26 protein-coding genes are annotated in these 26,217 nt (G+C 54.0%); 2 read left to right on the top strand and 24 right to left on the bottom strand.

Annotated features, from left to right (window positions below):
• Nucleotides 1-33 precede the first annotated feature (33 nt).
• Both GN107_RS00895 and GN107_RS00890 read left to right on the top strand, forming a co-directional pair.
• On the top strand, nucleotides 34-747 hold the full coding sequence (locus GN107_RS00895) for a response regulator transcription factor (RefSeq protein WP_155286106.1): 714 nt from the start codon (nucleotides 34-36) through the stop codon (nucleotides 745-747).
• Nucleotides 744-2,222 (top strand): sensor histidine kinase, encoded by a 1,479-nt coding sequence (locus tag GN107_RS00890; protein ID WP_155286107.1) that lies wholly within the window; start codon nucleotides 744-746, stop codon nucleotides 2,220-2,222. Before GN107_RS00895 ends, GN107_RS00890 begins: the two co-directional genes overlap by 4 nt.
• 71 nt (nucleotides 2,223-2,293) lie before the next feature.
• On the opposite strand, the gene GN107_RS00885 is transcribed toward GN107_RS00890, so the two are convergent.
• The 24 genes from GN107_RS00885 to argH form a co-directional block, all read right to left on the bottom strand.
• The gene (locus GN107_RS00885) at nucleotides 2,294-2,746 is read right to left on the bottom strand and encodes a hypothetical protein (protein ID WP_155286108.1); all 453 of its coding nucleotides are present in this window, start codon (nucleotides 2,744-2,746) and stop codon (nucleotides 2,294-2,296) included.
• A complete protein-coding gene (locus GN107_RS00880; RefSeq protein WP_155286109.1) occupies nucleotides 2,743-3,933 on the bottom strand; it encodes an acetate/propionate family kinase in 1,191 nt (396 codons plus the stop codon). Before GN107_RS00880 ends, GN107_RS00885 begins: the two co-directional genes overlap by 4 nt.
• 14 nt (nucleotides 3,934-3,947) lie before the next feature.
• A complete protein-coding gene (locus tag GN107_RS00875; protein ID WP_155286110.1) occupies nucleotides 3,948-4,958 on the bottom strand; it encodes a class I SAM-dependent methyltransferase in 1,011 nt (336 codons plus the stop codon).
• 304 nt (nucleotides 4,959-5,262) lie between these two features.
• On the bottom strand, nucleotides 5,263-5,763 hold the full coding sequence (locus GN107_RS00870; protein WP_155286111.1) for a prepilin-type N-terminal cleavage/methylation domain-containing protein: 501 nt from the start codon (nucleotides 5,761-5,763) through the stop codon (nucleotides 5,263-5,265).
• Nucleotides 5,714-6,001 carry a hypothetical protein gene (locus GN107_RS00865; protein WP_155286112.1) on the bottom strand — a complete coding sequence of 96 codons (288 nt, stop codon included), beginning with the start codon at nucleotides 5,999-6,001 and terminating at the stop codon, nucleotides 5,714-5,716. Before GN107_RS00865 ends, GN107_RS00870 begins: the two co-directional genes overlap by 50 nt.
• Nucleotides 6,001-6,426: a hypothetical protein gene (locus tag GN107_RS00860; protein WP_155286113.1), complete on the bottom strand. Its 426-nt coding sequence runs from the start codon at nucleotides 6,424-6,426 to the stop codon at nucleotides 6,001-6,003. Before GN107_RS00860 ends, GN107_RS00865 begins: the two co-directional genes overlap by 1 nt.
• A gap of 21 nt (nucleotides 6,427-6,447) precedes the next feature.
• Complete coding sequence (locus GN107_RS00855; RefSeq protein WP_155288043.1) at nucleotides 6,448-6,804, bottom strand: type II secretion system protein; 357 nt, start codon at nucleotides 6,802-6,804, stop codon at nucleotides 6,448-6,450.
• Between the two features lies 1 nt (nucleotide 6,805).
• Nucleotides 6,806-7,774, bottom strand: a complete 969-nt coding sequence (locus GN107_RS00850; RefSeq protein ID WP_155286115.1) for a type II secretion system F family protein — start codon at nucleotides 7,772-7,774, stop codon at nucleotides 6,806-6,808.
• Nucleotides 7,764-8,660, bottom strand: a complete 897-nt coding sequence (locus GN107_RS00845) for an ATPase, T2SS/T4P/T4SS family (protein WP_196246211.1) — start codon at nucleotides 8,658-8,660, stop codon at nucleotides 7,764-7,766. Before GN107_RS00845 ends, GN107_RS00850 begins: the two co-directional genes overlap by 11 nt.
• 458 nt (nucleotides 8,661-9,118) lie before the next feature.
• The gene (locus tag GN107_RS00840) at nucleotides 9,119-9,853 is read right to left on the bottom strand and encodes a YebC/PmpR family DNA-binding transcriptional regulator (RefSeq protein WP_155288042.1); all 735 of its coding nucleotides are present in this window, start codon (nucleotides 9,851-9,853) and stop codon (nucleotides 9,119-9,121) included.
• Nucleotides 9,854-10,188: 335 nt separating this feature from the next.
• A complete protein-coding gene (locus tag GN107_RS00835) occupies nucleotides 10,189-10,725 on the bottom strand; it encodes a VanZ family protein (protein WP_155286118.1) in 537 nt (178 codons plus the stop codon).
• A 152-nt stretch (nucleotides 10,726-10,877) separates the two neighbouring features.
• A complete protein-coding gene (glmS, locus tag GN107_RS00830) occupies nucleotides 10,878-12,689 on the bottom strand; it encodes a glutamine--fructose-6-phosphate transaminase (isomerizing) (RefSeq protein ID WP_155286119.1) in 1,812 nt (603 codons plus the stop codon).
• Between the two features lie 382 nt (nucleotides 12,690-13,071).
• A complete protein-coding gene (locus GN107_RS00825) occupies nucleotides 13,072-13,818 on the bottom strand; it encodes an EAL domain-containing protein (protein ID WP_155286120.1) in 747 nt (248 codons plus the stop codon).
• Nucleotides 13,819-14,590: 772 nt separating this feature from the next.
• Nucleotides 14,591-15,946: a phosphoglucosamine mutase gene (gene glmM / locus GN107_RS00820; protein ID WP_155286121.1), complete on the bottom strand. Its 1,356-nt coding sequence runs from the start codon at nucleotides 15,944-15,946 to the stop codon at nucleotides 14,591-14,593.
• A 51-nt stretch (nucleotides 15,947-15,997) separates the two neighbouring features.
• Nucleotides 15,998-16,996, bottom strand: a complete 999-nt coding sequence (locus GN107_RS00815; protein ID WP_155286122.1) for a CdaR family protein — start codon at nucleotides 16,994-16,996, stop codon at nucleotides 15,998-16,000.
• Nucleotides 16,993-17,835 (bottom strand): diadenylate cyclase CdaA, encoded by an 843-nt coding sequence (gene cdaA, locus GN107_RS00810; RefSeq protein ID WP_155286123.1) that lies wholly within the window; start codon nucleotides 17,833-17,835, stop codon nucleotides 16,993-16,995. Before cdaA ends, GN107_RS00815 begins: the two co-directional genes overlap by 4 nt.
• Nucleotides 17,836-17,966: 131 nt before the next feature.
• The gene (locus tag GN107_RS00805) at nucleotides 17,967-18,656 is read right to left on the bottom strand and encodes an ATP-binding cassette domain-containing protein (RefSeq protein ID WP_155286124.1); all 690 of its coding nucleotides are present in this window, start codon (nucleotides 18,654-18,656) and stop codon (nucleotides 17,967-17,969) included.
• A gap of 11 nt (nucleotides 18,657-18,667) precedes the next feature.
• Nucleotides 18,668-20,128, bottom strand: a complete 1,461-nt coding sequence (locus tag GN107_RS00800; RefSeq protein ID WP_155286125.1) for an ABC transporter permease — start codon at nucleotides 20,126-20,128, stop codon at nucleotides 18,668-18,670.
• Between the two features lie 206 nt (nucleotides 20,129-20,334).
• Nucleotides 20,335-21,162 carry a PTS system mannose/fructose/sorbose family transporter subunit IID gene (locus GN107_RS00795; protein ID WP_155286126.1) on the bottom strand — a complete coding sequence of 276 codons (828 nt, stop codon included), beginning with the start codon at nucleotides 21,160-21,162 and terminating at the stop codon, nucleotides 20,335-20,337.
• Nucleotides 21,159-21,998 (bottom strand): PTS mannose/fructose/sorbose/N-acetylgalactosamine transporter subunit IIC, encoded by an 840-nt coding sequence (locus GN107_RS00790; protein WP_155286127.1) that lies wholly within the window; start codon nucleotides 21,996-21,998, stop codon nucleotides 21,159-21,161. Before GN107_RS00790 ends, GN107_RS00795 begins: the two co-directional genes overlap by 4 nt.
• Before the next feature lie 33 nt (nucleotides 21,999-22,031).
• Nucleotides 22,032-22,520, bottom strand: a complete 489-nt coding sequence (locus tag GN107_RS00785) for a PTS sugar transporter subunit IIB (protein ID WP_155286128.1) — start codon at nucleotides 22,518-22,520, stop codon at nucleotides 22,032-22,034.
• A gap of 18 nt (nucleotides 22,521-22,538) precedes the next feature.
• Nucleotides 22,539-22,955 carry a PTS sugar transporter subunit IIA domain-containing protein gene (locus GN107_RS00780; RefSeq protein WP_155286129.1) on the bottom strand — a complete coding sequence of 139 codons (417 nt, stop codon included), beginning with the start codon at nucleotides 22,953-22,955 and terminating at the stop codon, nucleotides 22,539-22,541.
• 334 nt (nucleotides 22,956-23,289) lie between these two features.
• Complete coding sequence (locus tag GN107_RS00775) at nucleotides 23,290-24,759, bottom strand: ABC transporter substrate-binding protein/permease (RefSeq protein ID WP_155286130.1); 1,470 nt, start codon at nucleotides 24,757-24,759, stop codon at nucleotides 23,290-23,292.
• Complete coding sequence (gene argH, locus GN107_RS00770; protein WP_155286131.1) at nucleotides 24,759-26,147, bottom strand: argininosuccinate lyase; 1,389 nt, start codon at nucleotides 26,145-26,147, stop codon at nucleotides 24,759-24,761. The genes GN107_RS00775 and argH overlap by 1 nt, the downstream gene beginning before the upstream one ends.
• Nucleotides 26,148-26,217: the final 70 nt, after the last annotated feature.

The raw sequence follows: 26,217 nt of genomic DNA, 5'->3' as shown, positions 1-26,217 counted from the left end.
GAGCCGTGAAAAAAAGAAAGGTAACTGTTTACTATGAAGATTCTGATGATTGAAGATAACGAATCAGTTGCACAGATGATGGATATGTTTTTTCAAAAGGAAAAGTGGGACTACAAAAACGCTTACGATGGTGAAGAAGGCTTGCAGCTGTTCGAAGACGCCCCCGATGATTGGGACATCATCACCCTGGACCTGAACCTGCCCAAAATGGACGGGATGGAGGTCGCCAAACACATCCGTGAAACGAGCCAGACCGTGCCCCTAATCATGTTGACCGCGCGCGACACGGAGAGCGACCAGGTGCTGGGGCTCGATATCGGAGCTGACGATTACGTCACCAAGCCCTTCTCACCGATGACCCTGATTGCCCGCATCAAGGCGCTGCACCGCCGCGCTGACATCCAGCAAGAGCCCCAAACCCAGGTCAATGAGGATTTTGATGTGCAGACCGCGCACTTCAGCCTCAGCACCAAGACCCGGGAAGCCTTCCTAGACGGCAAGGAAATTCCGGGCCTCACGCCGAAGGAATTCGATTTGCTGCGGACCCTAGCCCACAACCCCAAACAGGTATTCTCCCGTGAGCAATTGCTGCAATTAGTCTGGGAATACGAATACTACGGCGATGAGCGCACGGTCGATGCCCACATCAAGAAACTGCGGCAGAAAATTGAAAAGGTCGGTCCCCAAGTCATCCAAACGGTCTGGGGGGTGGGCTACAAATTCGATGATTCGGGGCTTGATTCATGAAACTGATTTACCAACAAATGCTCAGCTTCCTCTTTCTGATTATCGTTGCTCTGTCAGTTGTTTCCCTGCTCTTTGTGCGCACCACCAGCAATAACGCTTGGGACAGCAACTCGCGACAACTGGCGAACTACACCGACACGCTGGAACAGAATGCACTGATGGCAGATGGTTCTGTCAACACGGATTTTCTGCAGGACAGCGAGCGCATCCTGAGTGGCCAACACGTCCGTTTCGCCGTTTACAGCGCCAAGAACGAGCTGGCCTACCCCGTTGCCACCAACCAGAGTATCCCCGCAAAATACTGGCAACAACTCAAACGGGGCGATGACGTCAGCATTCGCGCCAGCATGCTCCTGCCCTCCCGCAACGGCGTCAACGCTGAGCAGCGGCGCCAGGGCATGACCGTCTACTACCGGCCAGTCTTTTATTCCGCAAAACTAGTCTACGTCATCGCCGCGTTCGCGCCGGTCAACACCATCCAGCAAACCATCAACAAGACTGAACGGAACGTCTTCATTGGTTTTGTCATCTCCGCGATTTTTGCCATCTTCCTCAGCTACTTCCTAGCTCAGTACCAGGTGCGCAAAATCAACCGCCTGCGGAACGCCACCCACGAAATCGCGCGGGGTAATTACGACGTGCAGCTGAACACTGCTGGCCACGACGAAATCAGTGAGCTGGCCAGTGACTTCGGCGACATGGCGGCCGCCCTGCAGGCCAGTGAGGTCGAAATCGAGCGCCAGGAAGACCGGCGCCGCCAGTTCATGGCGGATGCCGCGCACGAGATGCGCACGCCGCTCACGACCATTAACGGCCTGCTCGAGGGCCTTGCCTACGACGCCATTCCCGAAGACATGCGCGGCAAGAGTATTGAGCTGATGCGGGGCGAAACCAAACGGCTGATCCGGCTGGTCAACGAGAACCTAGACTACGAAAAAATCCGCACCAACCAGATTTTGCTGAAGAAAACCAACTTCAACGCCCGCACCGACCTCGACAACGTTACCAGCCAGCTGCAGCAAAAAGCCGATGACGCGGGCGATGACATCACCATCGATGCGCCAGCAGAGATGCCGGTCTATGCAGACCACGACCGTTTCGTCCAGATCATCTTCAACATTTTGCAAAACGCGATTCAGTTCTGCCAAAATGGCCACATCACGATCACGGCCAAACGCGGTTACCACCAGTCGGAATTCGCAATCAGCGACACCGGCATCGGCATGAGTCCCGACCAGGTGAAGAATATTTGGGACCGCTACTACAAAGCCGACCCCTCCCGCAAAAACACCAAGTACGGTGAATCCGGATTGGGCCTAGCAATCGTGCACCAGCTGGTTGCCCAACACGGCGGTACCATTGAGGTTGAGTCGCAGCAAAACGTCGGTACCACCTTCCGGCTGACCTTCCCTGATGAGGACAACGCGCCAAAGCAAGCACCGATCAACAATGGCGAAAAGCCGCAGAAGAGCTAAATTAACGTAAGAATAGGACCCGGTCAGTAGATTTAGATATCTACCGACCGGGTCCTATTTGCTGCGCTCAATTAATGTTGAATTACTTTCTTCGCATCTAAACGGGTCCGCAAGAACTGCGCCACCGTGTCCGGAGACTGCTTGAAGTGCAGGCGGGTCACACGAATGGCACCAACAAAAGCGTCCAGTACGGTGCCCTCTTTTTCCGGTGCAATTTCAACGCTAGTCAGCGTTGTCCATAAGCGTGCAGAACCGAGGCTGGCCACTAGCGCCCAATTGGCCAAGCCCTTCCGCCAAAGCGCAAACACCAGCAACATCCCCGTTATGAAGTAGCCAATGATCTGTGCCTGCAACTCCCGCGCATACAGGAGTGTGAATACTAAGGCAAGCAGAGCGAGCAAGGAAAAACCAATCAGGCGGAACTTACTCACCCGCGCGGGAACGCGGATACTTAGTGCTTCAGCAATGGTCGCAATTACCGCTACGGCCAAGACGATGAGGTAGACGTAATCCATGCCCGTCATCGGCTCAGCTCGTACACGTCGCGCGCAATCATCAGCTCTTCGTTAGTTGGCACCATGAACACCTTAATTTTGGAATCAGCGGCGGTCATGTCAGTCGGCCCTGTAGCCGCCTCGTTCTTGGCGGGGTCAAGCTGCACGCCGAAGACCTGCAGCCCATCAACGATCCGCTGCCGCATCGCGGCATCAGCCTCACCGATCCCAGCGGTGAAGACAATTGCTTCAGCACCGCCCATTTCGGCAATGTAACCAGCGACGTACTTCACGATCCGGTTAACAAAAATGTCGATAGCAAGCTGGGATTCGGGCCGCGTTGTGCGGGTGGCTTCAACTTCACGCATATCTGGTGACAAGCCGGACAGCCCGTAAACCCCAGATTCCGTGTTGAGAATTTTGATGACGTCTTCAGGGTCGTTCAAGTCGAGCTTGCGCATCAAGGTCGCAACCAGTGAGGGGTCAATGTCCCCACTGCGTGTGCTCATTGTGACCCCAGAGACTGGGGTGTAACCCATCGAAGTATCGTAACTCTTGCCGTCCTTAACCGCGGTCACTGAAACCCCACTACCAAGGTGCAAAACGACCATGCGGGGCTGCTGCACACTCGCACCGAGCATTTCTGCAGCCTTGCTGGCAACGAAGCGGACACTTGTCCCGTGCGCTCCGTACTTGCGCAGGCCGTACTGCTTGTAGTACTTAGTGGGAATACTGTAGAGATAGTTCATCGGTTTGAGCGACGTGTGAAATGAGGTGTCAAAAACTGCCACCTCGGGCACGTTCGGCAACATGTGCATAAATGCCGCGATCCCCCGGGCTTCAACCGGGTTGTGCAGGGGTGCAAGCTCGGATAGGTCGATGATTTGCTGCAGCTTGGCCTTATCGATCAATGCCGACCGGTTGAAGACCTCGCCACCGGCAACTACTCGGTGCCCGACGCCATTGATTTCGTCGTAATCATTAATGATCTTGAGTTCAATCAATTCCTTAAGCATGAGGTCAACTGCCTCATCAGAACTCTTAATTTCACAGTGTAATTCGTATTGCTTTCCATCAGCATACTTGAGGATGAATTTAGACCGGGGCAAGCCCAAGCGGTCGACCATCCCTGAAGCAATCAAGCGCTCCTCTGGCATCCGGAACAATTTCCACTTCATGGTTGAGCTACCGGTGTTGACTGCAAGAATATTAGCCACGTTTAGCCTCTCCTTTAGTTGATGTTCTGACGGTACCATTTCGTGACATCATCAATGAACTTCGTGAAGGCTGCCCGGTCACTCAGTTCTGGGAACTGACCCAGAAGCACTTGTGGGGCCTGTTTTGCACCCTGACCCGGCTTTTGAATGATCAGCAGGGACTTCTCTGCGGACTTGGTGCTGAAGAAGCTCTCCGGTAAGCCCAGCAAACCTTGGAAGTAGGCACTGCTTGCCAGCCAAGCGGTCAGGCCCTTAGCTTCATCGGATTTAAAGACAGAACTCGGCACAAAGAACAAACCGAGACCGCCTGGCCGCAGCGCATTCAAGCCTTGCTCCATCAGCAAATGGTGCGCATAGGAATGTCCTTTTTTCGCTGCTGTCGCAAAACCCTTGGCCCGCTCGTCAATCGGGTAATAACCGACAGGCAGGTCGCTGAGCACAACGTCAACGTCCTTGAACGGCAACGCGTCAATTGCGTCCTGGTGGTAAAGCTCGACGTCAATGTCCTGCAGGGCGGAACTCATGCTGGCAACGGAGAGCAGATCCTCGTTGTTGTCCAGTGCGTAGCCCTTGACCACCACCTTTTTGGTGTCATGGAGCGCGTTCATCACCGCAAAGAGCAGGTTCCCGGTCCCGGCCGCAATATCGGCGATCTGCAATTGCTCACCCATGTCTGGCATCATCGTGGTGATGATAAAACTAGCCAAAGTGGCGAGTGCATCGGGCGTAACCTGCTGATTTGGTTCTAGATTGTCGTGCTCACTCGCTTTAACCAATACCAATTGCAGTGCCATGCGGATCTCTTCGGCGCTGTAATCGTTCAGGTTGATCGTTTTGAATTGTTCGCTCAACTTAGCGCTGGTTGCAGCGTCTGGTAAGCCGTCTTCTTGGTGGATACTCTTCGCCTGCAAATCGTCGCCGACTTCGACAAGTGCATCAATCATGCTTGATTTGAGTGCCTTCTGCAAAAGCTCGGTACTCTGCAGTAATACGTTGTAAAGTTGCTCCAAATGCTCATTGGCCAAAGGGTGCCGCCTCCTCGTTTTCAATGAGTACAGTTTACTCAGAAAACGCGAATAATTCAAGTGGCTTTTATTATGCTTAAGTTTGGGCTTATAGAATCATTCCAACTTTACGGCCGCAACCGGCATTTTAGCGGCATCTGGCGCTGACTGCGGACTGTCACTTTTGTTGTTTTGCTGTACTAATAACTGTTCCGTATATTGCCGTTCGGCCCGGTATTCACCCCGCCAGCGGCTAAACTGCAGTACCAATCCTAAAGTGAGCGTTGTTACAACCACCAATAGCGCTAGTGCGCTCACAAGGGCACTAGCGCTCCGCCTTCTTTGCGGATCCCGGCGGAGATTTTTTTGTGACGTCATGCAGTTCATCTGTTGCCAACACCCCCGTGAATTCATCGCCCGTGTCTAATTTAATGACATACTGCACAGTACCGGCCGCCACCTGTTCCGCCGTGAAACCGGCTGCGTGTGCAATAAGCGGCATGTAGCCCCCGGCGGCGGTCGTCATGCGGATAATGTGCCCATTTGCCGGCGACATGTAGTAATTGACCTCGTAACGTTTGCCAGCAGCAGAGTTGACAACTAGCTCTCCCGATTCCGCCGCGACCGTCCCGCCCTTGGCAAGCTCCTCCAGCTGTCTTTGGGCCGCTAACAACTGGACCAAACCTTCATCTCGCGGGCGCAGATGCGTTGCGGTGTGCAAAATTGGCTGCCACATCAGGGCGATGATAGCAAACACCACCAGCGCCGCTGTGCATTCAATCATCGTGAACCCGGGCCGTGTAGCGCCATTTTTGACTGCTGGCATCGCTGCTCACCTCCACATTGCGGTCCACGATTCGCGCCGTAAATTCGTGACTACCCATTCGCTCAACGGTACGAGTCCCGCCACCTGCCTGGTTGATCCGCACCATGTTGAGCGCCACCTGCTGGGCGAGCGCGTCCATCCGTGCGGGCATGACCATTTGGCTGTGCACACTTGCAACCGTCGCCACAGTGACGCAACTGAGCGCCACCACCACGATGGCGGCCAGGTGTTCAACCATTACTCCACCCGCACGGAGCCCCTTTGAATAAATAATTGTCCCCACCCCATTTCAAATTTAAGAATGTAGTCATCACCAAGACTGGACCGCACATGCACCGTTCGCGGTTTACTGTACATTTTGCTGCCGGCCGGTTGCTCAATGACAAAATTGTGCACGTGCAGAGTTGCCGGCAGCGGTAGGGCGTACAGGTTATTCCCGCTGCCTTCATTAAGCATGAATTTGACCCGATGTTCGTCTTCCAGCCACTGCATTTTGCCGGGCCGGGCCTGCAGTTGGGCCCGACTCTGGACCGCACGCCATTCGGTTTGCACCTGGTGCATGAACGCGAGCTCCCGTTGTTCCTGCACGTACCGCTTGCCAAAATGTAGACCCATCAGCATCAACATGGTGATAACCACTAAGGCTGCAGTCACCTCCACCATGGTGTACCCCGGGCGCCGCAACTAATCCTTCCCCGCGGTCACCACCGGATGACCGTCCTCAATTTTGACGCTTGCGTGATCCTTGTTGAGCTGGGAATACTGCTGGCTACTGATCAACCCGGAGTCGAGCAATTCCTTGGTGCTGTTCAAACCCGCCAGCTCGCCACTTTCCATGTCAGTGCTCTGCACTTCAAGCTGAGCGTTCACCGTTGTAATCATCAGGTTTTCATCCTTCTTGTGCGCTTGTTCCACCTGCCCCTTGACCGTCAAAATGAGGGCGAGGGTCAGCACCACGATAATTGCCAGTGCGGCCAGCACCTCGATCAAGGTGAAGCCGGCCCGCCGCCGAGTGCATTTTACGTCCCATAAATTGTGCATTCTAATATCCTCCAATCACTGAGTACAGTGGCAACAACAGGCGCGCATACATCAGGACGATCTGCACCCCCAGGATCAAGAACATTAGGGGCTGCACAAACGCCAAAATGCGGTTCATCTGCACCTGCAGGTCGGCAAAAATTCCGCGGGCATAAGTTGCAACCGAGCTGGCAAACAAATCCGGCGCTTGCCCCATTTCGACCAACTGAACTAGGCCTGCTGGCACCAATTGGTCGTCAAGCGCGGTGCTCAATGACGACCCGCGCTTCACCTCCGTGGTCACCCGCTGACCGAGTTCCGCCAGCGGCCCCTGCCGCATTGCAGCTAAATATTCACAGTAAATGCCTAAGTCCCGCCCCACATTCAAAAAGCTGGCGGCACCGATTGTGAATTCATACTGGTAGTAGCGATTCATGATGCCACCCACGATGGGCACGTGGCGCAACAGGTGGTAGCGCCTGGACGCATCCATGCCGCGGACAAAAACGTACACGATCAGCACCCCGGCGATAATGGCAACACACAGGGCAATTTGCGGTAGCATCGCCCCCGCGGGATGCATCGTTAGCTGGGGCAGCACCCAGTAGACGATCCCCGCCTGGAGCACCGTGAGCAACACCAACAGTGTCAGCGGATAAGCGAGCAGTTGCCACACCCGACTGCGTGACTCCTGCAACAAGTTTAGGTAGGCTGCAACTTCGCTTAAAGTCCCGGTCAGGTCCCCATGCTCATCAGCCAGCGCGACTTGGGTGCACACCACTGGCGCAAAGCCAGCTTCTGCAAACGCCGCGGCGACATCCGTGCCCGCCGCCAGTTCCGCCTGCAGCGCAGCGATTCGTTCCCGTTGCCGCGGCATCTGCACGGCCAAAAAATCTAAGGACTGCGCCAAGGTAAACCCTGCCTCCAGCAGGGAGCTGATTGTCCCGCAACAGCGCGCCTGCACTTTCAGCGACATGCGTTTATTCCGCACCGGCCGCCACCTCCTGTTCCCAGAGCCGCGGAGTCAGTAATTCTCCTTCCCCATTGTTCCACTGCCAAATTTCAACCAAAGGCTCGATTGCAGCCGCAACGTGCAGTTGTACTTGCGCCGAAACCCGCAGCGCACCGTGGACCAGTTCAGGCGGCACGCCCAAGCTGATGAGCCGTAGCGGCACATCTTCCGGGCTCCGCGTGTGCACGGTCGCCATCACAATATGACCCGCTAAAGCAGCCTCACACGCCGCCCGGGCGGTTTCCTCATCGCGCAATTCACCGATGATCACCACGTCCGGCCGGTGCCGCAAACTAGCTTTCAGCAAACTAGCATAGGTCATCCCCGCCGCAACATTCACCTGCAGCTGGAGGAAGCCTTGCTCCGCAATTTCCACCGGATCTTCAATGGTCATTACCACCCGGTCCTGGGCGAGGCGCTGCGCTAGTTGATACATCAGGGTGGTCTTCCCAGCCCCCGTTGGTCCGCACACCGCCAGGAGGCCCTTGTGCGTCGCTAGGTCCAGCAACTGGGCAATAACGTCCTCGCTATTCGGATTCACCGCTGGCACCGAGTCGATGATCCGAATAACCAATGATTCGTGATTCTGATAATCTCCGGCCGAACTGAGCCGCAAAAAACAGCCTGCCGAGTCCAGCCACACCGCTCCCTGCTGGACTCGGCGGTGTTCGGATAAGTTCATCCCCGCCTTATACTTCAACAAGTTGATCCACACTGCGGCCGTTTCCGCATCAATATCCGCGCGAATGCACTCCACGCCCCGTGGTGTCCGCACCAACTGCCGATATCTGTCGCCACTCGGCAATAGGTAAACATCACTCGCGCCATCGGCAAGTGCCAGTTCAATGATCCGTTCAATGTCCATCTTCATCACCTCTACACATATATATTTCGAAGACAGACCGGATTTTGCACAAGGTAGGTAAAATATTTTTGCCGCATCCTAGTTGAGCTACGAGCCTCCGTTCTGTCGTAGTCGAGCTACGTCACCCTGCTCCTACTCCGTTGTCCATTCCGCTAAGGGCAGCAAGCTGCACAAGCAGAAATGGCTCCGCTAAAAATGCCTTAGGTCTTGACGAGAAAACCATTCGTCAAAACCTAAGGCACCTTGATGCTCAGGGGCAACCCGGGTGACTCCGCTCTGTACGGTCGAGCTGCGCGGGGCAGAAGCCTGCGCTTTGCAAACTCCGGAAGTTAATGCCAAAGCCCGGCATTTCTCCCGGAGTACGCAAATGCTCAGCTTCTGAACACCCCGCTGCGCATCATACAAAAAGAGCCCCCGAATAATCGGGAGCCCATAATTGCACTATTAAGACCTAACGCTTAGTCCTCGTCAGCCCACTTAGCACTCGTGTAAACGTCGGTAACATCGTCGTTTGCGTCAAGCGCGTCCAGTAGGTTCTGGAAGCTTTCTTCCTTGTCTTCTGGAACCTCAACGCGATTCTCAGGAATCATTGCGAGGTCAGCAGATTCAAACTTGAAGCCCTGTGCGGAAATTGCGTCACGAACTTTGGTGAATTCCTTCGGGTCGGTGATGATTTCAAAAGTATCATCAGTCGTCTTCAGGTCATCAGCACCAGCTTCGAGTGCAACTTCGAGCATCTGGTCTTCAGTCGTGTCGAGATCTTCACGACTGATTTCAATTCTACCCTTGCGGTCAAACATGTAGGAAACCGCACCAGCGCCAGCCATTGTCCCGCCGTGACGAGTAATGGCGACCTTAACGTCGGAACTAGTCCGGTTCTTGTTGTCGGTCATTGCTTCAACAAGGATCCCAATCCCGTTTGGTCCGTAACCTTCATATGTGACTTCATCATAATTCGTCTTGTCGCCGGAATCAGCCTTCTTAATGGCCCGGTTCATAACGTCCTTAGGCATGTTAGCAGCACGCGCCTTGTCCATCATCAAACGAAGAGATGGGTTACCGCTAGGGTCAGAACCACCTTGCTTTGCTGCCATGAAAAGCTCACGGGAGATCTTTTGGAAGATCTTACCCCGCTTAGAATCCTGCGCGTTCTTACGGCCCTGGATGTTGTGCCACTTGGAATGTCCTGACATGATAAACCCTCTTTCTTAGATGTGCTAATCACAAAATCGCTACTATTATAGCAAACGCGGCCTAGACCTTCAACGCTTTCACCCCCGTTTAACAGGGAGTTGCGGGGAGATTCTAATGCACAGAGCGAAGCAGGACGGTTAGAAGCTGAGCATTTGCGTACTCTGGGAGAAATGCCGGGTTTTGGCATTGCTTCCGGAGTGTGCAAAGCGCAGGCTTCACTTCGTTGTCCTTGGAACTAATGGCAGCAAGCTGCGAAAGTTCTAAAGGCTGCCCTGCGTAGCTCGACTATGCACAGAGCGAAGGCTCGACTCGGCACGGTTATCTAAACGGCCACCTAACTAACTGACCGCGCACTGTGCCTACCCTGCTTTCCGTGCTTGCTTCGGGCCCAGATCCAGCCGCAAATGACACAGATCAGTACCGCCACCGTCGCCCCGGCCATATCCAAAATGACATCTTGGACCATCGGCGAGCGGCCGCCGGTAAATGCTTGGTGCCACTCGTCAAGGGCGGCAGCGCCACCACAGGCCAGGGGCACAAAAATCACCCGCAACCACTGCGGCGTCATCCGCCCGTACAGTGCCCGGTAAGTGAACAGCGCCATCAAAAAGTAGCTGCCGAAATGGGCCGCCTTGCGCATAATAAACTCCAAGGTTTTGTAATAGCCTGACGTTTGCACACTAATAACTTCGCCCGGAGCGTAATTAATGTGAATTTTGGCTAGTAAACCCAGACCGGGCTCGCTGTGCAGCACGCGCTCAAATAAGGGGACGGCGGTTTGCTGTTTATAAGTCATGGAACTACTAATGAATAGAAACAAAATTACCAGCAGGGCCAGGATGAACCAGCGCCACTTCTTCAGTGTTTGCATTTATGTATCCTCCATGCATTAGCTTAGCATATCCGGCCCAAAACGCACGCCGATTTAGCCTTTGCGTAAGCTCCGTAAGCGAATCTTAGACTGTCCACGCAAAAACGGGCCGCACCCACGTGCGCCCCGTTTGCTGAAACATTTTGGATTAATTACTCAACGGTAACTGACTTAGCCAGGTTCCGCGGCCGGTCAACATCGTAACCACGGTCCAGGCTTGCGTAGTACGCCAGCAGCTGACCAGGAACGATTGTTACTAGTGGTGCCAGCAGTGGGTTGACGTCTGGTACAACGAGCTCGTCACCCTTCTGCTCAAGCGCGGCGGTCACAATGTGGAGCACCTTCCCACCCCGGGCTTCAACTTCGGTTGCGTTGGAGCGCGTGTGGTCGGCAGTAACCGGATCACTGATCACGGCAACCACTGGGGTCCCGTCTTCGATCAGGGCAATCGTGCCGTGCTTAAGTTCCCCGGCAGCAAAGCCTTCAGCCTGAATGTAGGAGATTTCCTTCAGCTTCAGTGCTGCTTCGAGGGAAACGAAGTAATCACTACCACGGCCGATGTAGAAGGCGTTGCGCGTCGTCGCGAACATTTCCTTGGCGAACTTGTGAATGGTCTCCTTCTGGTCAACCAGGGTCTGCTGAGCGGTAGCAACCAGGCTCAAGTCGTGCGCAAGGTTCCAATCAGCGGCAGCGGCCACCTGCTTGTGCATGCCCAGCGCCTTGGCCAGCAGCGCGCAGGTCGCGACCTGTGCCGTGTACGCCTTGGTGGAGGCAACGGCAATTTCTGGGCCAGCGTGCAGGCTCAGTGCGTAATCGGCTTCGCGGGCCAGGGTGGACGTGATGACGTTGGTAATGGTCAGAACTGGCAAGTGCCGCTTCTTGACCTGAACGAGCACCTGGCGAATGTCGGCGGTCTCGCCACTCTGAGTCAGGAAGATAAAGAAAGGCTTCTTGGACAGCAATGGGATGTGGTAACCGAATTCGGAGGCAAAATTAACGGAAACTGGTACCTGCGCCATCTTTTCGAAGATGGCTGCGGCGGCAAGACTGGCGTGGTAACTAGTCCCGGCGGCAACGAAGTACAGCCGGTCAGCCTGCTTCATCGCGTCGAGCAGTTCGCTTGGCATATCGATGCTGCCGTCAGCCTTAGCGTAGGCACTGAGCAGCCGGCGCATCACAACGGGCTGCTCGTCGATTTCCTTGAGCATGTGGAATGGGTAAGCACCGAGCTCACCGTCACCTTCGCTCACGTCAACTGTGTAAGTCTCACGTTCCCGTGGCGTGCCGTCAATACTTTCGATGTTGATCGAGTTAGCAGTCAGCACAACCAATTCCTCATCGTGCAATTCGATGAACTGATTAGTCTGGTCAAGTAAGGCCAAGGCGTCACTACCAACAGCGTTAAAGCCATCACCCTTCGCAATCAGCAATGGGGACTTGTTTTTGGCAACATAGATGGTGTTTGGATCTTCCTTGTCGGCAAGTGCAAAAGCGTATGAACCCTCAACGAGCTGCATCACCTTGCGCAGGGCTTCCTTAACGGACTGCCCTTCCGCAACAAAGCGAGCAACAAGTTGCACGGCAACTTCAGTATCAGTGTCACTGGCAAAATCCACGTCAGCTAAGTATTCGTTACGCAGAGCCTGGGCATTGGTCAGCACACCATTGTGGACCAGGTAGAAACGACCATCTGCGGAAACGTGGGGGTGCGCGTTAGCAACAGTAGGCTCACCATTGGTTGCCCAACGCGTGTGCCCGATTCCTTGGGTCCCACTAAGCGTTTCCGGGACAGCGGCCTCAAGGTTCTTGATCCGGCCAACGCGCTTGATCAGGCACGGCTTGCCATCTTGTGAATTAACGTAGATACCAGCTGAATCGTAACCCCGGTATTCAAGACGATTTAGACCATTCAGTAATACTTTAGTTGCATTAACGTTCCCAACAACTCCGACAATTCCACACATGTATATGTTCCACCCTTTCGAATTGGGCTATGCCATTACTCAGCCGCCCATTTATTGGATGTGCCTAGAATACCGGTGTCCGGTGGGACTTGTCAAGGCCGAATCATTATTGGTATAGTTGCAATTTTGAAATTGGTATAGGTACAGGAAGCTGCCACTTTTGTCAGGAAAGCTCACAAATGGCATCAGTCTGCACAATAGCGTTTACAGGCCCGAAATCATGCTCATTCGGTAACTAGACCAATCAGGCCAGAAAACTTTTTTATTTTTTTAGTTCAGCGTTAAAATTAGGCAAAAAAATACCGTCAGCCAAACTGTGCTGAACGGTATCGACGCTATTCAAATATTCTTGCTTCGTGTGTAGGAGGAAGCACCTACGAGATCAAGCAAATGATTCAGCTGCAAAAGTCCCTAGGCACCATTTCTCAGCAGGAGCAAACCTGGGGCTGACGGTCAAAGTCTTGTTGATCGGGATAATTGCTGGTTTGCCCAGGTAGTAACCCTGAACAATATCACTCGGATAATCCTTGACGATTGTCTGGAATTCTTCCTGAGTCTCGATGCCCTCAATCGCGAGCAACTTGTTGTTGTCCTTGGCACGCCGCCACCAGTGATCAATGATTGGCCGAATGTCATCAATGGACGCGAACGGACGCAGGTTCTGCAGGGCGAACTTATACTCATCAACATAAGCGTTCAACTCAGTCACGGTATCATCGTTGTTCTCCGCAGTTCCGACATCATCCAGGACAACGGAGAGCCGGGAGTTATAGTACTGCTGTGCTGCACTACGTAATTGATCGACATTAACGCCATCGATGTTCCGCTCAGTGAGCTCGGTGTACAGGTGAATCGAGGTCAGGCCCTGAATGCGTTTCACCATTTTCAGGTAGGTGGCATTAACGAAATGACTTTGTTCCAGGTTAAACGAAATCATTTCGGTGCTGGCAGGCAGGGACAAAATTGTCCGTTGAAGCAATTCAGCAAAAATTTCACCGGAAATTGCTTCGAAATTTTCTGGTAAGCGCCACTGGTTATTAATCTTCTCCCGAAGAAAAAGCTCATAGCCAATGGGGCCTTTATCATAATCGGTGGGACAGAATTTGGGTTGGCCAAAAAATCTGTACATGCCTGCGTCTCCTCTCACGTGCGCATGAACTGTCGGGCGCACTGCAATCTAAGTTTAAATAACGGTTTCGGCAATGGTTAAATCGCATCAACTTTAACAATGTATATCCTTTTCTTGCTAAAAGGAACCATTAGAAAAATGAAGTTTCCTTTCAGTGCTACTAACCAAAGATAAGCATGTTAGTCATTTTTACACACCTTTAGTATATCAAGTTGGGGCATGGTTGGCTAATTATTTAATAGTCTTAATAAACGCGTACTGTCGTCAGCCGTGATGTTATCTGAATCTAAAAAGCGGCGCTTGATTTTTACCGTCAAAGCATGATTATAACAGCCATTAGCCTGCAACTACGCGGCTAATCTTGACCACGTGTTGAGATTTACATTCTGATGCCGCTGGTGTAAATGTTTAAATAATGATATTTTTCGTTAGGCTGTTAAGTGAACAATGTGTTCAGCCATGTTTTCTTTTAAAACTTTGTCAATATTAATCGCTTAATATTTCTCAATAATGGTCATTCTTTGTTTATGCATAAGCTATTTATAGAGATTATTTTTCTAAATATTATTGCGTATCAAATCGATATTAATGAAGTTTGTTTCCAGCTGCTAGGAACGGGGATATAAATCAGCGCGTTTAAACTGGCAGACAAATAACAGGTTATACATGTTACCAGTTAATTATAGACAAACAAAGCCTGATTGCTTCGTGTTGAAGCAGTCAGGCTTTGTTTTGGTTTAGTGCACAGATCGATTTGAATTACAGCGGGTAGTTACTTGCTCCCCATCTGCTCCTTAACAACGTCGACAATTTCATCAACGTAAGCATCACAGAGCTCCTGCGTCTTGGCCTCAGCCATGACCCGGAGCAGGCTTTCGGTACCGCTAGGGCGCACAAGGACGCGGCCATCGCCGGCCATCTTGTCTTCAACGAGCTTGATGGCGTCGGTAATTGCTGGGTAGTTCTTCCAAGCGTTCTTATCGCTAACAGGGACGTTAACGAGCCGCTGCGGGTAAGTGTGGACTGGTGCGGCCAGTTCGGACAGCTTCTTGCCAGTCGCAGCCATGACGCAGAGCAGCTGGATCCCGGTCAACATGCCGTCCCCGGTGTTGTGGTGGTCGAACAAGATGACGTGGCCACTCTGCTCCCCACCGATGTTGTAGCCGTTAGCACGCATCTCTTCGACAACGTGGCGGTCCCCAACGGCGGTCTGCACTGACTTCATGCCGTTAGCTTCCATCGCCTTGTAGAGGCCGAGGTTACTCATGACGGTCGTAACGATGGTGTCCTGCTTGAGCTGACCCTGGGACTTCATGTAGTTACCCAAAATGAACATGATCTTGTCACCATCAACAATGGCGCCAGTCTCATCAACGGCGATACAACGGTCGCCATCCCCGTCAAAAGCGAGGCCGATCTGGGCGTTCTGCTCAACAACGAACTTGCTGAGTTGTTCTGGGTGAGTCGAACCAACGCCGGCGTTGATGTTAATGCCGTCAGGGTTCGTTGCCATCGTCACGAAATCAGTGTCGAGGTCGGCAAAAATGCGGCTGACCAACTTGCTGGTGGCACCATTAGCGGAATCAAGCGCTACACGAATCCCGGACAGGTCTTCAGATGCGGTCTGTTCGAGGAACTGGCTGTACTTTTGCGCCCCTTCTGGGTAATCGGCAACGGTCCCGAGACCCTCAGCGCTTGGCCGCGGCAAGGTGTCGACCTTTGCGTCCAAGTAAGTCCCGATTTCTTCTTCGGTTGCGTCGGACAGCTTGTAACCATCAGGGCCAAAGAATTTGATCCCGTTGTCGCGCGCTGGGTTGTGGGATGCGGAAATTTGGATCCCGGCAGCGGCGCCCTGCATTTTAATCAGGTAGGCAACGGCTGGTGTGGTGATCACGCCCAGGTTCAGCACCTCAATGCCGACTGACAAAAGGCCAGCAATCAACGCATCGGCAAGCATCTGGCCAGAAATCCGGGTGTCCCGGGCAACCAGGACTAGTGGTGCGCCATCGTTGTCCTGGTGCTTCGTAAGTACATAACCACCAGTCCGACCCAGACGGAAGGCGAGCTCAGGGCTCAGATCCTCGTTAGCAACACCGCGCACACCATCAGTTCCAAAATACTTAGTCATTTTTATCCCCATTTCTTGATATTAATTTACTGCTTACACTCATTTTAAAAACTACTGCCCAGTCAGGCTTGAATTTTCAATTGCCGCCTTGGCGCTTTGCACTTGGATATTCACGGCAACTGACTGCGGACTGATACTACGCAGGGCCTTGTTGGCATCCCGCAGATCAACCGTCTTCTTGGTGTCTTTAGAGAGACCAGAAACGTCCACCGGCACCGTCAAACGGTCAATGCGGTCTAGCTCCCGCTGACTGCCGCGGATGGTGACGTAATCCGTATCCGACTTAAAGGAATAGCTAAAGCCAGTGACCGGCGTCCCGCTCTGCTTGAAGTCGAGCTTGACCTTCTTGCTCGGCAGGCTGATCGGCAACTTCACCCGCACGGTCTCCGGTGTCACGACGACGTTCACGGTTTGACCGTTACTATCCAGTGCCTGCAGCATGACCGTCTGCGTTACATCGTTGTTCGTGTTGCGGTTCAAGGTCACACTAGCAGAGATTTCGTAGATCCGGTCGATTTCGTTACGCGCACCCGTTACCTGGACTGAATTAGACGACAGCCGCGGCGTCCCCACCTGGTAGCCGTCCGCAATGGCTTCTTTATTGTAGTGCACTTGGATGGCCATTGTCTTGCTAATTCGGTTCTGGATGTTAACCTTAATGGTTTTCGGCTCAATCGAGTAGGTGAGCTGATTACTCAGTCCCTGCTGCTTAAGGGCAACGGTGTGCTGACCGACGCCGAGGTTACGCAGATCAGCGTAGACCCGGAAGTTCTGGGTGTTGGCAACTGCCGTCACGAGGGCGGCGTTACCTTCAACCTTCACGGCAACCTTTTCCGGATAACCGGTAATGAAATACTTATCGGTGTCGGCGTTAAGTTCAAGCGGCACTTTAACGGTCTGCTTTTTCGTCGCCAGAATCGCGGTGTTATCATTGCGGTCGGTCCGTACGGAGTTGTTCAGCTTCTCGGCGTTGACATAGGCGAAAATTCCGAGCGCAAGAATCAGTGAGAGGATGCGGTACATCCACGGACTATCCCAAATTTTGCTCATCTCTTCGCCCCCTTATGGAAAATCGACGTAATGGCGTCCAGGAATGAATTCCGCTTTTCCTGTTCGGGTGACACTAACTGCGCCGTGAGGAACTTCATGTAATCTTCCCGCGAAACATCGATCATCAGGTTGTTGTTGGCGGTCAGGGTCACGCCCCCAGTTTCTTCGGAAACAACCACCGTGACCGCGTCCGTCACTTCGCTGATCCCAACGGCGGCGCGGTGCCGCGTGCCGAGACTCTTCGGAATGGCGTTGGACTCGGACAATGGCAGATAGGCCGCCGCAACGGCAATGCGGTTGTCCCTGATGATGACCGCCCCGTCATGCAGCGGTGTGTTCGGGATGAAGGTGTTGATGAGGAGGGCTCCGGTGATTTCCGCGTCCATTTTGATCCCCGTCTCGATGTAATCCTCAAGCCCGGTGTTGCGCTGAATGGTGATCAGAGCCCCGATGCGGCGCTTGCTCATGTACTGCACGGCCTTGTCGATTTCGTTCACCATGCGCAACTCTTGTTCCCGCTCATCGTCGCGGGTGTGGGTGAAGATACTCCCCCGCCCAATGTGCTCAAGGCCCCGCCGAATTTCCGGCTGGAAAATGATGACGATTGCAACAACCGACCAGTTGATCACCTGGTCAATGATGAACGCAACCGCGTGCAGCTGCGCGTACCAAGCAATGATTCTAATCACGGCGATGACCAGCACCCCGCGGAAGAGCTGGACGGCTTTGGTACCCCGGAGCAGCATGATCAGGCGGTACAAGACTGCCCAGACGACAAGAATATCGATCAGGTTCGTGACTGTTGACCATGACCACAGGCTGCTCAGTATATTCTGCATAGATTCCCCTCCGTCCACATTTTTATACCTCGCATTATACCATAGGCAGACTAGGGGGCAGCAGTCAGGTCAGCGAGTTGAGCAAAAACCAAACAGGACGACTCACAAACCGGGTCGTCCTGCTGCTGATTTTATTTGGTACCACTAGCCGCGGCGGCGACGGTTTGCTCAACTGTCAGCTGGCGGTTCTTTAGTCGGAGCACCACGTCACACTGCCGGGCCACCTCTGCTTCGTGGGTCACCATGATCACGCATTTACCCGCCTCGTGAGCGAGCGCCTGCAGCAGCGCGAGCACGGCGGCAGTGTTGCGCTCATCCAAGTTGCCAGTAGGCTCATCCGCTAACACCAATTTTGCGTCCAGCACCATCGTTCTGGCGATGGCAACGCGCTGCTGCTGCCCACCGGACAGTTTGCGCACGTTTTGCACCATCTGGTCTTCACTGAGGCCGAGCTGGCGCAGCATTCCCCGCGCATACTCACGCTCCCCCTGGTGCTGCGCGCCGGTGATTGCCATCGCCGTCATCAAGTTGTCGAGTGCCGACATGTACTCGAGCAGGTTGTACGATTGGAAAATCATGCTGACGTCGCGGCGGCGGTAGTTACTGAGCCCAATCTTGGCGATGTCGGTCCCGGCGTATTCGATGTGCCCCGCTCGCTGGACGTCTAAACCGCCAAGTAGCGCCAGCAAGCTGGTCTTGCCCGTCCCCGATTGACCAACAATTGCGTACAAGTTGCCGGCCATGAACTCCAGGTTGACGTCTTTGAACAGCACGTTGCTTTCATTTTCGTACCAGTAAGCTAAATCTGTAGTCTTGAGCATGGGCCATCCTCCTATTCAATGAGTATCTTCCGCGGCTGCAGGGCAAAGATTCCGCCCGCACCGGCCAAAATGGCAATCAAGATGATCAGCAGGCCAAATGCAAATAGCTCCAGGAGATATTTGGCCGTTACGTGGGTCTTGATGGCACTGAGCTTGGCGGTCTGCGTTGCCGCACCGTTCATCTGGCCACCGGCTGGCGCACCACCACGGCCGCCTGGAACTTGACCACCGGCACTAGGACCACCCTGTTGCCCGCCACCCGTGACGGTGGAGAGATTCGTGAGACTGGCGGTCTGACTGCTCATGACTTGGGCCCCGAGCTTGTCACCGACAAACTTGCCACCCGCACCGGCAATCCCGACCCCAACAAGCAGAACGATGAACAATTCGGTGAAGAACTGGGCAATGATTTTGCCCCGGCCCTCACCCAGTGCGAGGAGCACCCCGATTTCATGGCGACGCTCGCGAATCATCAGGATAACGATCAAGGCTAAAATAATCGTCCCGGCGATTGCGACCAGCCACACAATTTTGTTCGCAAAACTGGTTGCGGAACTCATTGACTGCGCAACGAGCTTGTAACTGGCGTCATCCGAATTCAGGACGTAGGTTTTGCGGTTGATCAGCTTGTTTGCCGCCTTCTTGACGCTGGACAGCTTGCCGGGCGTCGAAACGGTAAAGGTCACGCTGTCAGCAGTGCCGGCGTACTTGCTCCCCTTCAGCTGGTTGGCAAAAGCGTAAGCAGTGAAAATAGTGTTGGCAGGGTCACTTGCCCCCGGACCGGCAGTTGCCGTGCTGGAGCTCTTCGCCTTGTAGATACCGATAACCGTAGCCTGATAGGTCTTCTTGCTGCCGCTCGTGGCCTTCAGTTTGATCGTGTCGCCCACGTTAAGATTGTTCTGCTTCGCCAGCTCGCTTTCGATGACAACGTGCTTGGTCCCGGCATCCTTAGCGGTCAAACCGTGCCCGCGGGTGATACTGTAGGTGTCATTTGCAAAATTACTGCTGCTGGCGGTACTGCTGACCCCACTGATCGTGATATCGCCGCGGCTGCTGGCACCCGGCATCCCCCCGGGGCCACCACTACTGCCGCTGGTGCTACTAATCGCGCTGAACCCGCTGGCATTTGCCGACGCCGCCACGTTGACCGAATAGCCCGCAATGTTACTGAGCTGGGCGATCTGCTTGGCAATGCTGATCTTGACCGGCTGCATATTGAGCGCCATTTTGCCCATCGGTTTGCCGCTACTTGAGCCCTGGCGCAGCTTTTTGAATGCGGCCTGCCGGTTCGCACTCAGCGTCAGGGTCGCTCCGACATTATCCTTGGCCGTCTGCGTGGCCGTATTGGCGGCACCACGCAGGAGAATCCCGGCAAGCACAAACAGCATGATTGCAGAAGTGACCAAGACTAGGAGTAAACTGCGCCCCCGCCGCGTGATCAGGTTGAGCCAGGCCCGTTTGATGAAATTCATAGTTACATTCCCCATTTCCGTCCGTAAAAGCGACGTAATTAATTGCAATGTAATCAGCCTACGGGGCAAAAATGTTCAAAATGTGAAGTGTTTGGGGGCCAAACTGTGGTGAAGTTAGGAAAGTTTTTGCGGGAGCGGACCAAAAAGGACTCAGCGCCAGCGCCAAGCCCTTTGCTTACAAATATATTCAGTTTGGGGGCTATCCATCAGACCACCCCGAGTAGTCCTAAGGCAACCGCCAATACCAAGACCCCCAGCAAGATCCAGTTAACGTTGACCTTCTTGCTGAGCAGCCAGTAGCAGCCCAACGTCACTAACATTGGCACCAGCCCCTGCCAAAGCTGATCCAAGTATGTCTGAATCAGAATCGGCTTGCCGCCTGCAATCGGGATCGACAGCTTACTCTTGAAGGTCACCATGCTGGCGGTCATGCAGCCGATCATCATGAGCCCCAAGGTCGAGGCGGCCTTGTTCAGCAGCGCCATGCTGCCACTTTTGTACATACTCTGGATAAAGGTGTCACCAACGGTAAAGCCCATGTAGGTCAGGTAGTAGCGCGTTGCGATCGAGGGGATATTGTAGATCAACAGGAACAAGATTGGCCCCAAAACGGAGCCTTGCGTTGCTAACGAAATCCCGATGCCCGCCGCAATCACACGCAGAACGCCCCAGAAGATTGAGTCACCGATCCCCGACAAGGGCCCCATCAGCGAGGTCTTCAAAGCAACGATGGAGCTGGCATCAAAATTCTTGTCCTCGGCGTTCTTCTTTTCCATTGAGGCAACCAGCCCCATGACGAAGGTCCCGACGTTTTGAGTGATGTTGTACCAGGTCGTGTGCCGCATCATCGCGTCCCGGTGGCCCTCCTTGTCGTCTTTGTAGTACCGGTCCAAGGCCGGCATGATCGAGTACATGAATCCGGGCGCGTGCGCCTTGGTAGCACCGGCCCGACTAGCAAAAACAGTAAATGACCGCCAGAAGATTGAGTTGAGCATTTTGCGGTCTTCAGCGGAAACATTCTTAGTCAGTTTCATTTGAAGAAATCCTCCTCTTCTTGTTCGGCACTGCTCGACTTGCTTTCATTGCTTGCCTTGCTCTGCGGCTCAGTGGCTAATTTCTTTTCCTTGTTCTGAAGATCCATCACTTGCTTGTCCCGCAACCACTGAACAATGACGATCACGAGGCCGACCGCCGCCACGGCTACGGATGGTAACTTCATGTAGGCCGTGAGGATGAAGCCCAAGAAGTAAAATGGCGACAACTGCTTACTCCAGAGCATCCGCATCAGGATCGCGAACCCCACGGCCGGCAATAGGCCCCCAGTCGCGGACAAGCCCGCCATCAAGTTTGCGGGAATCCGGTCCACGAGTGCCTGCACGGGCTTGGCCCCGGCCAGTACGGAGAAGAAGGTTACCAGCGAAAAGACAAAGTAATTCAGAAACCACATGGTAAAGTGCAGGCGGGTCAAGGCCTTGGCGTCATCCTTTTCCGCAACCTTGTCCACGGCGGGTGCGAACACGTTCATTACAACGTTCTTTAGGAACATCGAAATAAACGCCGCAAACACCCCAATCGGGACGGCAAGCGCCAAAGCCGCCTTCTGGTTCACATTCAGGGTGATGGCGAAAGTCGTCGCTAGCACCGTCGCCGTGACGGGCTCGGCGGACAGGGCCCCACCAATATCAACGGCGCCCATGAATATTGCCTCAAGCGCCGCTCCCATCATGACCCCCGTCCGCACATCACCAAAAATAATGCCCGCAACTAAACCAACTACCAGGGGCCGCTCGATCATTGTTTGGCCCCACAACCAGTTACCACCAAAACAGACGAACACACACAGTGCCGCCAAAATCGCGGTGCGTAACATGCTTCATTCCTCCTTTATTCTGGTGTTCCGCAATTATTTGAGTAGGTTTTTAATTGGCGTCTTTGCATTGCTTGGTAAAACTTGCTGGAAAACGGGCATGGGCATTTTAACTAGTTCCTTGAGCGCAGCAACCTCAGCCGGCTCGAGCATCAAAGTCGAACTCAGCTGCTTGATGGTGGCCTTGTCGCCGCCCGCAAACCGGCCGACATTGGCGACATTAATGCCATCAATGTCGGAAACATTCTGCGCAATTTTCAGCGCGTCCCGCACGCTATTCACCAGCGCAAACATGCGCATATTCTTCCCTTTGGGGTTGTTGAAGACCTTGATGGCATCGTCTACACTCCGGATGAGCAGCTTCTTCCCGGTCGGGGTGGCCATCTTGAGCGTCATCTGCACCATCTCGTTCTTCGCGGCGTTGTCATTGGCAACCACGATTCCCGGCGTGTCCAGCTCCTTGGTCCAAACCAACGCCACCTGGCCGTGAATCAGGCGGTCATCGACCCGTAATTGGGCAATCATTTCGATTCATCCCTTCCATTAACTAAAGAAATCATCATCACTTGCAGTAGTTTCTGGAGTCTTAGGCACTGTGATTCTTTGCACCTGGCTCTGGCTGATCAGTTCGTCCAGCACCTCAGTCGTGATTGGCCGGGCCTCCAGCAGTGTTGCCAGGATGATTGCGAGGTTCATTTGGCTGACCACAATGATTTTGGGGGCATTGGCAACTTCCAGCAGTACCTTCTGGTTAACACTGCCCCCGACTAAATCGGTGAAAATGACCCCACCATCGGCCTTGGCCTGCTGCACAAATTGGCGAATTGCTAAGGTGTAATCAGAATCATCAATATAAGCGTCAATCGTTTCAACCTTCCCGCCCATCCCCGTCAGGATTTGAATCGCACTCTTAAGTCCGCTAGCAAAATGACCGTGACTGGCAATTAGAATTTTGACCATTAAGTTCACCTCCCCTCTGCGGCTGTGCTGACGATTGTTGAAAACTGATTCGTGATTACGCCCCAACTATAGCAAGCGGGCTGAACGCAAGCGAATTAAGCACCGCGGGGCCAAGCGCAGCCGCACCACCAGCCAGTCGCAAACCCGCGTGGTTGCGGCATCCGCGCGCCGCTAGCTCTAAAGCTGCCAAACTGCCAATCACTTCCCAACCGGCCTGAATCCAGTTTCGCAGCCAAAAAAAGACCGCGATGTTACCAGATTTTGTCTGGAAACATTGCGGTCTTTTAAAGTCAGAATTAGTTTGATCTACCACCTGCACGTCAGCGGCAAAGCATCAGCTGGCAGCGTTGGAGCGGTTATCGTACTTTTCGATTGCGTTCAAAATCCGCGTCAAGCCAAAGGTCAGGATGAAGTAAATCATCGCGCTAACGATCAGCGGCAGAAACGCCCGGAACGACGCGCCCTGGACAACAGAGGTCTGGAAGGTCAGCTCGCCGACCCCGATGACGGAAACGACTGAGCCCTCCTTGATGACCGAGACGAACTCGTTCCCCAGTGCCGGCAAAATCGTTTTGAGCGCTTGCGGCAAAACCACCAGCTGCATTGTCTGGCCACGGGACAGGCCCAGTGAGCGCGCGGCTTCGCCCTGGCCGACCGGTACGGAATTCAAACCGGACCGGATGATCTCGGCAACGTACGCCCCCGAATTCAGGAACATCGCAATTGCCCCGGAAACGAAGCCCGACACGTTCATGCCAATAATCTGGGTGCCAAAGAACACGATGAAGACTTGGATGAGCAGTGGCGTCCCCCGCACGAATTCGATGTAGATATTACCAAGTGCCTTGAAAATCCAGATTTTGGAACGCTTCATCAGCGCCAGAATCGTGCCGAGGACAAAGCCCCCCGCGACCCCGATGATGGCAAGGCCCAAGGTGTTCTCCGTCCCCTTTAGGAAGTAGGGCGCGTACTGCTGGAAGAAGCTCTTCTTGTGCACCATGATTTTGATGGCCTGGTTCCGCCAGCGCGTCATCGGCGCCCCGATGACCTCGGTCTTCAGGATGTGGTTGATTTTGGCGGTCAGCACCGGTGAACCTTTCGGCAGCACGACAGCGGACTCGCCACCACCACCGGGAATGTGCACGGGCGCGGTGGTTAGCTGTGGATCTTGCATGGAGTAGGACTTGGCGGTCGTGGTTGGGACCACGATGCCATCCAGTTTGCCCTGACTCAGTTGAGCAGCCTCATCGGTCACCTTCTTGAGCGAAGTGACCGTGGCGCCGTGCAGGTACTTCTTCGCTTGGTCCTCCTGAATGGTGGTGATTTGGGCACCAATCCGCGTCCCCTTGAAATCGTTCAAAGATTTGTACTTATTTTTGTCCGCCTTCTTGACCAGCACAACGTTGGGGTCGTTGAAGTAAGGCACAGAGAAGTCCACCCGCTTGGCCCGCTCTGGCGTTGGCGTGATCCCAGAAATAACCAGATCCACTTTGCCCGATTCGAGTGCCGACAAAAGCGCGTCGTTACTCATTTCGACAATTTGCAGCTTCACGCCGAGACGCTTGGCAATCAGTTTGTCCATGGTGACGTCAAAACCAACAATCTGGTCCTTACCACTGATTGTTGAGTGAAACTCATAGGGCGCGTAATCGGCGGAGAGCCCGACCCGCACCTTGCCGGCCTTCTTGATTTTAGTCAGCGTGGGGTCGGTCTTGGCAGCAGCCGCGGTACTGTGCTGCGGCGCGCTGGCAATCACCCCCGCGGTTAACAAAAGGCTTAACGCAATTTTCCGTAACCAAGCCATTACTCTACCTCACTCAGTAATTTCTTTCCCGCCGCAATTTGCTGGCGCACGGAGTCGAATCCGGTGCCGCCAAAACTGGTCCGACGCTCAACAGCTGTCTTCGGGTCGAGGTCAACATAAACGTCCTTCTCCACGAGCGGACTGGCAGCCTGCAATTCTGACAAGGGCATGTCCTGTAGCGGCGTGTGGGTCTGGATGCCCTTGAGCACCAGCTTGCCGACAATCGCGTGTGCCTGCCGGAACGGTAAGCCCTTGGTCGCCAGGTAATCCGCGAGTTCGGTCGCGTTGCTGAAGTCATTTTGCACGGCCGCGGCCATGTTGTCCTTCTTGATGTGCAGGGTGCTGAGCATGCCGTTCATCACGTGCAGGGAACCCATGATGGTCGTGGTCGCATCAAACACGCCCTCCTTGTCCTCCTGCATGTCCTTGTTGTAGGCGAGCGGCAGGCCCTTCATCACGGTGAGCAGGCTGGTCAAATCGCCATAGACCCGGCCAACCTTGCCGCGAATGAGCTCGGCGTAATCGGCATTCTTCTTCTGCGGCATGATCGACGAACCGGTCGCGTAGGCGTCATCCATCTCCGCGTACTGGTACTCGTAGCTGGCCCAGATGATGAGCTCTTCGGACAGCCGGGACAGGTGCATCATCAGCATGCTGGCGTTGCTCAGGTACTCGATGGCAAAATCCCGGTCGGAGACGGCGTCCAGCGAGTTGTTGTAAACGGACTGGAAGCCGAGCAAGTCGGCGGTTTGCTGGCGGTCGATCGGGAAGGTCGTTCCGGCGAGTGCCGCCGCTCCGAGTGGCGAGATGCTGGCGTGCTTGAGGTTGAACTGGAAGCGTTCCTTATCCCGCTGCAACATGGAGAAGTAAGCCATGAAATAGTGACCAAGTGAAATCGGCTGTGCGTGCTGCAGGTGGGTGACCCCGGGCAGAATGGTCTCCACGTTGTCTTCAGCCAACTTCAAAATGACTTTTTGCAAGCCATCAATGCTGCTGATCACTTCTGGCAGCCGGTGGCAAACCCAGAGGTGGAAGTCGGTGGCCACTTGGTCGTTCCGCGAGCGCGCGGTGTGGAGCTTGCCGGCGACCGGGCCAATTTTCTGGGTCAAAATGGCCTCAATATTCATGTGAATGTCTTCGTTGGCCACCGTGAACTCGAGCTTGCCGGCTTCGAGGTCCTTTTGAATGTCCTGCAGGCCCGTCTTGATTTTGGCCACATCCCCAGCGGGCAGAATCCCCGTACTCCCCAGCATGGTCACATGGGCGATGGAGCCCTCGATATCTTCGGCAGCCATGGCCTGGTCAAAATCAATTGATGCACCGAATTCTTGGGCAAATTCTGGGCTCACCGCGTTAAAGCGCCCGCCCCACATTTTCTTAACAGCCATGATATGTCCTCCTTAATGACAGAGCGGAAGCCCGCGCATAGAAGCTGAGGATTAGCGTACTCCAGGAATA

The sequence above is a fragment of the Lacticaseibacillus zhaodongensis genome, assembly GCF_009687905.1.
Classification (GTDB): domain Bacteria; phylum Bacillota; class Bacilli; order Lactobacillales; family Lactobacillaceae; genus Lacticaseibacillus; species Lacticaseibacillus zhaodongensis.
This window is presented reverse-complemented; position numbering and strand designations above follow the sequence as displayed.